We start from the raw sequence: 13,532 nt of genomic DNA, 5'->3' as shown, positions 1-13,532 counted from the left end.
TCTGCGTGAATCAAGCCGATGTCCCCCTCCATTGATAAATGGGCGGTCGGGGTAGATCCGTCATTCAGCGAAGCGTTCCGTCCGATGTTGGTCCAAAGCCGACACCCTTCATTGAGACTCTGAATCTGCCCGCGTGCCGTCCGCACCAGTAGGCATCTCCGATGACTCGGAACAAACACTCGCTGGGTGACCAGCGCGGGGTTGTGGAAAAGCTTCGTGATCGTCGTCGCATCAAGGCGGCTCGACTGCGACGCAAGCAGCTTTCCGAAGGCTTGATGCGGTCTCCGTTTGAGAAACTGGAAGACCGGCATTTGCTCGCCACCGTCACCTGGGATGGCGGAGGTGACAACGAGCGTTGGCACGATCCGCTCAACTGGGACGGCGACGTCGTGCCGACCGCAGTCGATCAAGCGGTGATCGCCGATGCGTCGAGCGAGTTGCTGGTGCGGATCGACGCGAACGTGGTCGTCGATTCGATCGACACGACCGAACACTTGGAAGTCAACGGCGCGGAACTGCGCACGCGCAGTCTGATCGCACAAGAGGTGAGCTTCGAAGACGGCACGCTCAACCCGACCGACGGCCAGGTCCTGACGGCGACGATCGCCGGGGACATGACCGTCGACGGTTCGGCCAGCCAGTTCGTGATCCTGGGCAATGTCTCCGTCGGCGGCAACTTGGATCTCAAACGCGGTTTGACGCTGGTTGCCACGGGAGACGATGCAGCGTTGACGGTTGATGGCGATGTGCAACTCCATCGCGTCAACGTGACGGCCAATTCCGGTGGTGTGATTTCCTTGCCGGGCGTCACGCGGTTTCCGATTTCGTCGGAGTACAACGAGGATCGTTACTACACCGCCACCGACAGCGGAAGTCGGATCGAGTTTCCCAACCTCGTCGACATCATCGGCGGCACCTCCCGGTATTCCGACACGTATGTTCGCGCCCAGGCCGGCGGTGTGATTGCGCTGCCGATGCTCGAATCGATCGTCGATGTCAGTCGCGGTGACACGCGCAATCGCGTCATCGAGTTCAGCGCCACCGGCGCGACCAGCCAGATCGATCTGTCAGCGCTGGTGGCCGTGCAGGATTATAACGCCGATGGGCTGACCCGATTGCTCGAATCCGATGGCGGCGACCTGTTACTCGGTGCACTGGATTCGGCGATCGGCGCCAGCATCACACTTCAGTCCGCCGAAGGCGGGCCGCTGGATGCATTGCGGCACTTGGAACGCACGACGCTTGTGCTCTCCGGAGGCACTCACACGGCGCCGCTGCTGGAGCGCGCCGTCCGTTCGACGGTCGATCTGCGCGACGGAACCTTCATGCCGGCGGCGCTCGCCGACATCGACGGGTCCAGCCTACTCGTTTCCGGCGGCGCGACGTTGACGTTGCCGGCGGTGGATCACTATTCATTTTGGTCGGACGGCAATTATCAGCGGAAACGTTTTCGAGCCAGCGGTGCCGGAAGCACGTTGTCACTACCGAACCTCGCCGCCATCGAAATCGGGTCGCATTACGATGCCGAGTTCTATTTAGAGGCGTTCGACGGTGGGGCACTCGATCTATCCTCGGTCACCACGATCGCCGAACCGACCGGCGGTGATTCACGATTGCGACGCGTTGTCATCGATGCCGACGGCGCGGACAGCCAGATTGATTTGACGCAGCTGGTCTCGTTTGCGGACTACAGATTTGACGGCAACACCTCAAACAGTTCGTTGATCGAAGCGACCGCAGGGGCCGATATCGTCGCTCCAAATTTGCAGTTCATTCGTGGTGCCCGCTTGAATTTGGGCGCGTCCGGTTCGATCACCTCCGATCAGTTCCGCGGGATCTTTCAAAGCGTTGTCACGATCCGCGATGTCGACCGAGCGTTTCCGAATCTGACCCGTGCCGACGACGTCACGTTCGACATCGGCTCGGCGGCCGTGGATCTGTCCAGTCTGATCGGGATCCAAGGCGGCGACTTGATTCTTCGCGAGGGAGCGACGCTGGACGTCAGTGCCCTGAAGTACATCGATCAGGCCGATTTTAATGTTTCTGGCGGTGCGGTTTTGTCGATGCCTTCGGTCACCGCCGTGCGAGACAGCAATACCTCAAACTATCACTCCCGCACTTGGACCGTCTCCGGCGCCGGCAGCCGAATCGAATTGCCGAACGTCACCACGATCACCGGATCGCCCGGTTATGAAACGCGACATTACTTTACCGCCAGTGACGGCGGGGTTTTGGATCTGCCGTCGCTAGTCTCGGTGCAAGACATTCCCGGCGACAACCGCAGGGGGGCATTTGAATTCAGATCGACCCAAGCCAACTCGTTGATCAATCTTGCCTCGCTGCGACAGGTCGTCGATCTCAATACCGATCAACGTTCGGTCTTTCAAGCGGCTACGGGTGGCAGTCTTCAGATCGGTAATCTGACCGATGCACATGGCGTCCACTTCATCAACGACAGCACGGGCACGATGCCGCTGTCGCAATTCGAAGTGTTGTCCCACTCGCGGCTGTCACTCAGCGGCAGCAGTGTGGCGCTGAACCAATTGACGATCGCCGACGGGACGGAATTTGCACTGACCGGAGTCGACCTGAGCGTTCCACTATTGACCAGCGTTCGTGAAGGTGCGATTTCGGCGACTGCGGGAGCGACGTTTACGGCGCCGCTGTTGACCAATATCGACGGTACCGACCTGAGCGTCAGCGGCGGAGTCACCGTTTCGCTGCCCGGTGTGACCCAGTATCAACATGCATCAACGGGCAACTACGTCGATCGAATCTGGCACGTCGATGGCGTCGACAGCCGGCTCGAACTGCCGAACCTGAAGGGCGTTTTAGGAGGCAGCCACTACGACACCGACATGACCATCCGGGCGACCGGCGGAGGCGTGCTCGATCTGTCATCGGTCACGCAGCTGATCGACCCCAGGGGCGGCGACACCCGCGTGCGGTCTTTTCAAGTGACGGCGGAAGGCGAGAGCAGCCAAATCGATTTGAGTGCATTGACCTCAATCATTGATCGAAACACCGACCAGCGGTCGCGAATCGATGCGACCGCCGGCGGACGACTGGTGGCTCCTCTGCTGACGGACTTGCATGGTGTCACCACGACGCTGGACACGGCCGGTGATCTGGCCGCGGCAAACCTGGTTCGCCTGGAGCACAGTGCGGTGACGATTCATTCGATGCCGAGTGATTTCACGTCGCTGCAGTCGATCAGCCGGACCGAATTGTCGCTCAACAATGCCAACGCTTCCTTGCCCGGCATCACGCGGTTCGTCTTCAACACGTTGACCACCGACGCCGGCGCGACGATCCAGCTGCCGGCAGTGACGACGATCGATGGGACGGCTTTCCGAGTTTACGGTGGGACTGAAGTCTCGTTGCCCGGTATCGAGTCCTATGACCTGGCATTGTCCTCAAATTATGAACAGTCGACTTGGGAAATCAGCGGGTCTGGAAGCAAACTCGATCTGTCCGGAGTGAAATGGATTCGTGGCGGCAGTGCCTACCAGAACCGACTCAATGTCACTGTCAGCAACGGCGGATCGCTTGATCTGAGCGGCGTCGAACAAATCGTCGATCGTCCCGACGGGGACACGCGGACACGACGGTTTGGATTCACGGCAACGGGCAGCGGTTCGGAGATCGCGTTCGATTCGCTGGTAAACCTGATCGACGTCAACGGGGACGTGCGTTCGTTTCTGACCGAAACGTCCGACGGCCGAATCTTTGCGCCGTCCATCGTGACATTGGTCAACGCCGATGTGAACGGCGATGTCGCAAACAGTCCGATTGCGACCGCCGAGCAACCGATCATTGCTGCGGCCCCGGTCATTGAAAACAACGACATCGTCGCACACGCCGAACTCCCGATGGCACCGGTCGAGTCTCCGTCGGCACAGGCTGCACCGGTGTCCTGGATCGGTGGCGACGGCGATTGGACGACGGCGGCAAACTGGAGTACCGGCCAAGTCCCCGATGCCGAGGACGATGTCATTTTGGATAACGCGGCGGTGACCGTCACGATCTCCGCCGGCGGCCAAGCGGTCCGCAGCATCAATGGTTCGGGGAATCTGCAAATCACCGGCGGGTCGCTGACGATTCATGACGGCTCGGTGCTCTCGGGATCGCTGGTCGTCAACAACGGTGCGACCTTGGCGGCTTCGGGACGGGATGCGAGTTTTACCGCCGACGGAACGGTGAACTTGGACGGCGCCAGCTTGACCGTCGTCGGAGGCGCCGCGTTGCATTTTCCGACCCTGACTCAATACTCCCAAGGATCGACGGCGAACTACCAAACGCGGCGTTGGTTCGTCGAAGACGCCGGTAGCCGGATCGTCTTTGATGCGTTGCAGACGATTACCGGGGGGACTCATTACCAGGCACGTCTCGGCATCGACGTGTTCGGTGGTGGGCAAATCGAAATGCCGGCCTTGATGACGATCGAGGACCCGAATTCCGGTGACTTGCGGCTGCGCAGAATCAACTTGGTCGCCAACGGTCACGGCAGTGTGATCGACGCACCGCTGTTGACCTCGATCAACGATCGCTCCTCGGAATTCGATGGGGAGTACTCCTCGATCGAGGCGCGAGATCGTGGAACGATCAATACCCCGTCGCTGCAAACGCTTGCCGGCGTGCGGGTCGTCCGTGAAGCCCAGAGCCGCGTCACGTTGCAAAATGTCGCGTCGCTCGATCGGGTCGATGTCGAGCCCTGGACATCGACGTTGGATTTGAGTGCGGTGGCTACGGCCACGTCGGTCCGTCTGACCGCGACGGGTTCATCGGTCGATTTTTCGTCGCTGACGTCGTTCACCCGTGGGGCGATCACGCTGCACCATCTCGCCGCGATTTCGGCGCCTTTGTTGACCAACATCGATGGAACCTCCCTGTTTGCCGGCGACGGTTCGTCGATCAGTCTGCCGTTGGTTACGACGTACGATCACGCATCGACCGGACACTACCAAGACCGAACATGGACGACCGACGGGCCACAGAGTTTGATTGCGCTGACCGGTTTGACCGCTATCACTGGGGGCGGGCACTATGACACGGATCTGACGATTTCCGCGACGGCCGGAAGCACGATCGATCTGCCCGCGGTTACCCAGATCAACGATGGGGGCGGCGATACCCGGGTTCGCCGCGTGCGATTCGTCGCTTCGGGGTTCGGCAGCGAAATCCGTCTGGACGCGCTGACAAGTTTCTCCGATGCCAATCCGGACGAACGTTCCCAATTGGTCGCCTACGATTGGGGGACGATTCATGCGCCGTCGATCGAGTCACTGGTCGGTGTGGAAATTTCACTCGACGGCCGTGGCGCGATGCAAACGGCAAACATCCAATCGGTGAATCATGCTTATTTGAATTTGAGTTTCGGCGATTACGATTTCAGCGGACTGACCGCCGCGGCCAACACGACAATCACGCTGAATCAAGCGACGGCCGACTTGAGTGCTCTTGCGGAACTCAATCGCGGTGCGATCAACCTGCGGGGCGGATTGGCGATCGATTGGAGCCATTTCACCAAGATCGACGGTGTTTCACTGTCCGTCTTTGACGGCGGTTCACTCGATCTTTCGGGTGTCACCGAATACGATTTCATTGCCACCGGCAACTATGAAGACCGAGCTTGGACGACTCGCGGTGCCGGTTCGTCGATCGATTTGAGCGGACTGACAAAAATCACCGGGGGAACCTTCTACGACAATGACTTGACGATCGAATCGCACGCGGGCGGACGGATTGATTTACGCGGTGTTACCGAGATCGTCGACGGACTGTCCGGCGACACACGGCGCAGGGCGATCCACGTCGTGGCTCGGGATCGGGGCAGTTCGATCGACCTGCGTTCGCTGTCGCGATTCCAAGACAGCAGCGGGTCGTCCAGCAGTGACGGTCAGCGATCACAATTGGTGTTCAGTCGCGGCGGCGAAATTCGTCTCGATGCCCTGCAAACGTTGATCGGGGTTCGGATCGAGCCCGATGAGCGTCGTGATTGGACATTCGACGGCGTCACCACCCTGTCCGCTTCGGAAGTTGCGGCAAAGGGCAACACGGTCCGTTTTCCCAATCTGCTGACAGCCAGTTACACGTCGTTCGTCGCCAACGATGCGACCATCGACGCACCCAACATCACCGAGTTTACGCAGGGAACGATCAACCTGTCTGCCGATGGGAGCGCCAACCTCGTCTCGTTGACCAATCTTGACGGATCCGGCGTGACGGTGTCTTCGGGAATCGAAGTCGAGTTTCCTTTGGTCACCGCTTATTCGCACGTTTCGACGGGCAACTATCAAACGCGCCAGTTCATCGCATCGGGAGATGGCAGTCGAATCTCGTTGCCGAATCTGACCGAGATCACCGGCGGCACCCATTATGAAGCGACGCTTCGATTCGAAGCTCAAGACGGCGGGGCGATTGAACTGCCAAAACTGGCAACCGTCACGGACCCGTCCTCAGGCGACACCCGACGTCGGGCGGTTCACTTTATCGCCGACGGCCGCGCCAGTCGAATCGATGTCTCGATGCTCACGACACTCACCGATGTCGGCCAACCGCCGGTGCCGTATTCAGGTGACAAAGTCTACTCCACCCTGACCGCCACCCGTGGCGGAGAAGTTGACGCCGAAGCCTTAACAACGATTCGTGGCGTTCGCGTCTATGTGGATGAGCTCGGAACGTTTCCCGCACCTGCACTCGAATCGGCACGCGACAGCGTGATTGAACCGGTTGGTGTCGGAACGATCGAATTGAACGTGCTGACCGACGCGCCCGGAACCGCGCTGCGTATCCATGGCTACCAAGTCGCCGCGCCCGCTTTGACCACGCTCCAACGCGGCGAGATCACGCTCACCGGTGGCGGTCACGTCGCATTGCCACTATTGAGTAACATCGACGGCGCGAACTTGATCGTGATCGATGGAGTGACCCTCGCGTTGCCCGCGGTCACGTCGATCACCCATCTAACCACCGGTTCGAGCCAATCGCAAGTTTTGCGCGCCGAAGGCTATGGAAGCGTCATCGATCTGCAAAACGTGACCCAAATCACGGGTGGAAACAATTACAACGCACTTCTGTTGTTGGAATCGCTTTCCGGCGGGGTCATTGATCTTTCCGGTACGCAAGCAATCACGGAAACCAGCCAGGGCGATCAACGACGACGACGCGTCGAATTGCTCAGTGAGGGGATTGGTAGTTCGATCAATCTCTCCGGACTCCAGTCATTCACCGATCCCTCGGCCGGCAGCCTGTCCGGCGATGCGCGGTACTCGAGGATCCATTCACGCTACGGCGGCGCCGTTGATTTAGGAAGCTCCAATTCCGCATCGCTGACCGACCTGAGCGGGGTCTACGTGACGACCAGCAGCAACAGTGTGGTGGGCGGGCAATTCACGCTGGAGCCCGGATCCGTGTTGACGGGAAGCGGTGTTGTCGTGGGCAACTTGATCGTGGGCGGGTTGCTCGCTCCGGCGGGGAAGTTGACGATCGACGGTAATCTGCTGCTCGACACGCTCGGTGATCTGGAGTTTGACATCGCCGGGCTGGCACCGATTTCCCAGCATGACGTGCTGGAGGTCACCGGGTTCGTCGAGTTTTTGGGCACCATTCGGACGGTTCAGGGAGGCGGGTATCAACCCGCCGAAGGTGATAGCTATCTGGTGATGACGTTCGACGTCAAGTTCGGAACGCCTACCTATGAAGGCCTCGATTTCGGCAGCCAATTGCTCGCACCCGAATTGTCACCGACCAGCCTGGAATTCATCACGGGGTTCTCCAGCGGTGCGGCGATCACCAGCATCACGCCATCGGATAGTGCTGTTTATCCCAACGGCCCCTTCTTGGTCATCGAATTTGACGAACCGATCGATCCGGAGTCGTTCTTCGTCGACGATGTCACCTTGATCGGTCCGGGCGCTGTGCCCATCAATATTGATTCGATCGAACCGTTCGCCGAAACCGACAACCTGTTCCTCTTGCGGCCAGACTTCGCCCAATACGTCGACGGGCAATACAGCATCACGATCGGTCCCGACGTGTTGGATTTCGTCGGCAACGTGATGAATCAAGACAAGGACCAGATCAACGGCGAACCGATCGAAGACCAGTTCACCGGGACCTTCGATTGGGCGCTGCCCGACTTGGAACTGGTCGGCGGCAACCTGACCACGCCGGAAACGACCTATTCATTCGGCGGCGACATCCCGCTCAGTTTCCAGGTGACCAATTCCGGTGCATCCGTCGCAGGAGGCAACGCTTGGCGAGACCGGGTTTACCTGTCCACCGACCTGATCCTCGACGGCAACGATGTCTTGCTCGAAAGCGTTTCACGCGATGATCCGCTGGCGGTCGGTGACAGCTATCCGTTGGACCTGACATTGACGTTGCCGCTCGATGACAACCTGCTTGCCGGAACCTATTACTTGCTCGCAGCGGTCGACTACTTCGATTGGATCAGCGAGTCGGACGAGAACAACGTCTATGCCTCCGCCGCCCTCGAACTGACCTTCCCCCCGCTGGTCGATTTGCTGCCGACGTCCATCACCGGACCGACGGCCGGACAACCACGGCAAAGCAACGTGTTCACCTGGGAGGTCACCAATCAGGGTGACGAGCCGACCGCGACGCACTGGTACGACCGGGTTTATCTCGAATCGGTCAGTAATCCCGCGACCCGCTACCTGATCGGAACGGTCTTGCAGTCCGGCCCGCTCAGTCCGGGCCAAAGTTACGTGTCGATGATGACGACCAACCTGCCCGATCTGGCCGACGGCGACTATCGGATTCAGATCGTCAGCGACTACAACAATCGCATTTTCGAGGGTCCCTACGAAGACAACAATGCGTTGTACGGCGGCATCACGACGATGACGCACCCGGATGTCGAAATCCGCAACTTCGACGCACCGGCGGCAGGCAACTCGGGACAACAAGTCGAATTGACCTGGGACTTTTTGAATTCGGGAACCGCCGCCGCCGAAACCTGGCAACAACGCGTTTACCTTTCGGACAATCAAACACTTTCCGGCGACGATCGTCTGGTCGATGAGTTCATCATTTCCTCGCCGCTGGATCCCGGGCAAACACGGTCGGAATCTCGGACGATTCGATTGCCGGTCGATCTAGAGGGCAACAAATTTCTGTTGCTCGTCACCGACACGGCCGGCCAACTCGGTGAGCTTTCGGCGGGCGAGAACAACAACGTCGCCGCGAAACTGATTGAGTTGACGCTATCGCCCTATGCGGATTTGGCCGTCAGCAACGTCACGGCGCCGGCGCTGACGATCGGTGACCCGGCGGACATCACGGTCGGTTGGACCGTCACCAACCGGGGTCTCGGTCGCGGCTTCGTCGACCAGTGGACCGATGCGATCGTGTTGAGTGAAAACGCGACGGTCGGCGACGCCGACGACTTGGTGGTCGCCACGTTTGAACACACCGGCGGACTCGATCAAAACGCTTCCTACACCCGCAGCGAAAATTTTCGATTGCCGATCGCCACCAATGGACGGTTTACCCTGTTCGTCCGAAGCGACTTCGGCGACCTGGTGTTCGAAAACGACTTGGAGGCGAACAACGATGTCGCCCGGCTCGGCGAAATCGACATCATGCCGGCACCCTATGCCGATTTGGTCGTTGATTCAATCGATGTGCCGCTGCCGGTCAACGCGGGCGAGATCGCCAGTTTGACGTGGACGGTACGCAACGCGGGGATCGGGGTGACCAGCCGCGGCGACTGGTACGATCGCGTGTACCTCTCGACGACGCCTGACGCGACGGGATTGATCGACGGAACCGAAACCGATTTCCAGCACTTCGGTCAAATCGCTCCCGACGGAACCTACGACCGCACCGGCAACCTGCGGATCCCCGACGGTCTTTCCGGTGACCATTATCTGATCGTGCATGCGGCCCGGCGTAACGCCCCCTTCGAATTCCTCTATAACGACAACAACTTCACCGCCAGTGCGGCGTTTTCGATCACCTTGCTGCCGCCGCCGGATCTGATCGTCGCTTCGGTCACCGCACCGACCGAAGCGCAAGAGGGGACACTGGTCGACATCCAATGGACGGTGGAAAACATCGGACTCAACGAGGCGTCCGGCGGCTGGGTGGACCGCGTTTACTTGCAACAGGCCGGCAACCCCAACGCCGACGTGATCCAACTCGGTCAATTCCCCTTCATCGATCCGCTGGCCGCCGGTCAAACCTACCACCGCAGCGAACGGGTTCGGATTCCTACGCAGACGACGGGGACGTTCAATCTGTTCGTCAAGACGAACTTCAACGACGCGCTTTACGAAGGTGCCGGCGACGACAACAACACGACGTCCCACGAGATCGTCATCAACGTGCTTCCGCGGCCGGATCTGCAAGTCGAATCGATCACGATCCCGGACCGCTTGCCAGCCGGCGCCACGCTGTCACCCGAATTCGTCGTCGTCAACCAAGGCGGCGTGGGCACAGGCAGCACTCAGTGGGTCGATCGCGTGTACCTGTCGTTGGATACGACGGTTGATCACGCGGACGTCTTGATCGGCGAGCTGCCCAATAGCGCCGCGCTGCTGGCCGGCGAGCGTTACAGCACCGAAGCGGGAAGCGTCGTCGTGCCGATTCGCTATCGCGGAGACGTCTACGTGATCGCCGTGACCGACGCACAAGACCGCGTCGAGGAGTGGCCTAACAACAATAACAACTTGACCTACAAGTCGATCTATATCGAGCCCGAACCGCTGGCGGATCTGGTCGTCAGCGACGTCGTCGCGCCCAGCCAAGTCGTCGCCGGAAGCACGATCTCGATCCGCTACACCGTCACCAACCTCGGCAGCGGCGCGACCCACGGCGACACCTGGTCGGAAAGTGTTTGGCTGACGCGTGACAAAAATCGTCCCCATCCCGGTCAAGGCGACTTCTTTCTAACGACGCTGACGCATCAGGGTGCGTTGGACCGGTTTGCCGGATATGAAACGGAAACCACCGTCCGCATTCCGAGAGAACTGGAGTCGGGAACCTGGTACATCACGCCTTGGGTGGATCCGTTCGATGTGATCCCCGAAGACACGTTGGCGTCGAACACCAACCCCGACGACCCGAACAACTTTGACAACAACAACTACAAAGCACGCGCGATCGACGTGTTGGGATCGCAACCCGATCTGGTCGTCTCGGAAGTGATCGCTCCGCCGACGGGGTCCGGCGGCGACACGATCACCGTGACGTGGACCGTCGACAACTTGGGACTGGCCGACGCGGAACCCGGCGGATGGATCGATCGCATTTACTTGAGCGACCTGCCCGATCCCAAGAGCGTCCACGCGACGACGCTGTTACTCGGCGAAAAGAAACGCGACCTGCCGTTGGCGAAAGGAGCGTCTTACACCGATTCGATGGACATCGCGCTGTCGCCCTCGGCGACCGGCCAGTACATCGTGGTCATCACCGATGATGACGTGCCGCCGGAACCCTCGATCGACCTGTCCGGGTTCTTCCCACAGATCCCGCCGCCGGAAAAGTACCATCCGGTTGACGAAGTCGACGAAACCAACAACGCGACCGCAGTCAATTCCGACATCCGCAGCTATCCGGCGAACCTGAAGGTCGTGGAGTTCGACATTCCCGACAACGTGTTCTCCGGCGAAGAGGTCACGTTCACCTACACGGTCGAAAACATCGGCACCCATCCGGTCTGGGGCGGCACGCGTTACTGGAAGGATTTCATTTGGCTGTCGGCGGATGACGAGTTTGTTCGCCGGCGGGCGTCTTTCCTGGGCACGTCGATTTACGCTCCCACATCGATCATCAACCCGGGCGACCGCTACACGATCGCGTTCACCACCACGTTGCCCGAAGGCACCGGAGACGATTATTCGCTGTGGGTGCATTTGGACGCCCACAATGACCGCTCGCCGTTGTACTTTCCCTACCAGGCACGGCTGCTGGAAACGGATTGGTATCCCGCCAATGAAGGCGACAACGCTACGTGGCTCGGCCACTTTGATCGTTGGGCGTTTGAAGACCCCAGCGACAACCTGGCCCGCGCCGATTTTCCCATCATCTACAAAGAAGCCGATCTGACGATCACGGATTTTCAGGTCCCGGCGGGGGCGACGTCCGGCGAGACCATACAGATTTCTTACACGGTCGAAAACGTTGGCAACCGAGAAACACGCGTCGGGTCGTGGTTCGATCGGCTGTTCATTTCGCACGACGCCTCGCTGGATAATTTTGACCACGAAATCGGTTCGCGTTTTCGTACCGGAACGTTGAAGCCCGGTGAAACGTACACCGGCACGATCCAGGCACGTCTTCCCGATGGGATCGAAGGTGATTTCAGTTTGCTGTTGTTCACCGACTCGGCCGCTAGGCAAGATCGCGCGCGGCGACCGAGCAATATCGGGTTCAAATTGATCGGGCTCGAGTTCGAAACACCCGGCACACTCGCCCCCTGGGATCTGGCGTCCGAAGCATCGCGTGAATCGGCGCGGGCCAATGTCAAGGAATACCAATTGGAGGGCAACAACATCGCCATCCGCGATCTGCCGATCACGTTGGCGCCGCTGCCGGACTTGCAGGTCACCGCGGTCACCGCGCCGCTTCGTGCCGACCGGGGGCAAGAGATCAATGTCGAATTCACCGTCAGCAATCTCGGCGGTGACACCGTCGCCGGTCAACAGCACTGGTTCGATCTGATTTACCTGTCACGCGATGAGTTCTTGGATCTCAGCACGGACGTCTACCTCGGCTCCCTGGAACGAAAGGTCGGGTTGGACGCGGGGGCCTCGTACACGACCTCGCGAACGGTCTCGCTGCCGGCGGATTTGTTGGGGCCATATTACGTCTTCGTGATCACCGACCCGGATCGAAACAACGTCAGCGGAAACGTCTTCGAGGGGCCCAACGAGCGCAATAACTCGCGTACGACTGCGGTCCCCACGATCATTGAACTGCCGCCGCCGACCGATTTGCAGGTCACCGACATCACCGTTCCGGCGAATGTCGAAGCCGGTTCGCCGGCAACGATCTCGTGGACCGTCACCAACACCAGCAACGAAACCGCCAGCGGACGCTGGTCCGACAGTCTGTTCTTTTCCAGCGACGCGACATGGGACTTGCGGGATGCTCCGGCGGGACGATTGGAATTCCGCGGCACGCTCGCGCCCGGAGAAAGTTATACCCAAACGTTTCAAACGATCACGCCTTCGTTGACCCCCGGCGCGTACCGGGCCATCGTCCGCACCGATATCTTTAATCAGGTCTACGAGGACGTCGCGGACGGAAACAACATCACCGCATCGCCATCGACGATGCAATTGACCGCGCCGTTCTTGACGCTGGACGTCCCCCTGCCGACGACTCTGGCAACCGGACAGCAACGACTCTACGCGGTCGAGGTTCCCTTTGACCGCACGTTGCGCGTGACCGTTTTTGCCGACGACGATTCGACCCACGAAATCTTCTTGCGGCACAACGATGCGCCGACCGTGCGAACCTTTGACGCCAGCAGCGGCGGCACGCTGTCGGAAACACCCGCG

The 13,532-nt window shown here is 59.8% G+C and carries 1 protein-coding gene (cut by a window edge); it reads left to right on the top strand.

Annotated elements, in window-relative coordinates; translation table 11 throughout:
• Positions 1-161: 161 nt before the first annotated feature.
• Positions 162-13,532 carry the 5' portion of a CARDB domain-containing protein gene (locus tag TBK1r_RS35940; protein ID WP_145220840.1) on the top strand. Its footprint extends 28,572 nt past the window's final position, so only the first 13,371 of its 41,943 coding nucleotides appear in the window; its start codon is at positions 162-164; the stop codon falls past the right edge of the window.

This window comes from Stieleria magnilauensis, from assembly GCA_007753675.1.
In the GTDB taxonomy this organism is placed as follows: domain Bacteria; phylum Planctomycetota; class Planctomycetia; order Pirellulales; family Pirellulaceae; genus Stieleria; species Stieleria magnilauensis.
The sequence above is the reverse complement of the archived record's forward strand: the minus strand, read 5'-3'. Positions and strand labels throughout refer to the sequence as shown.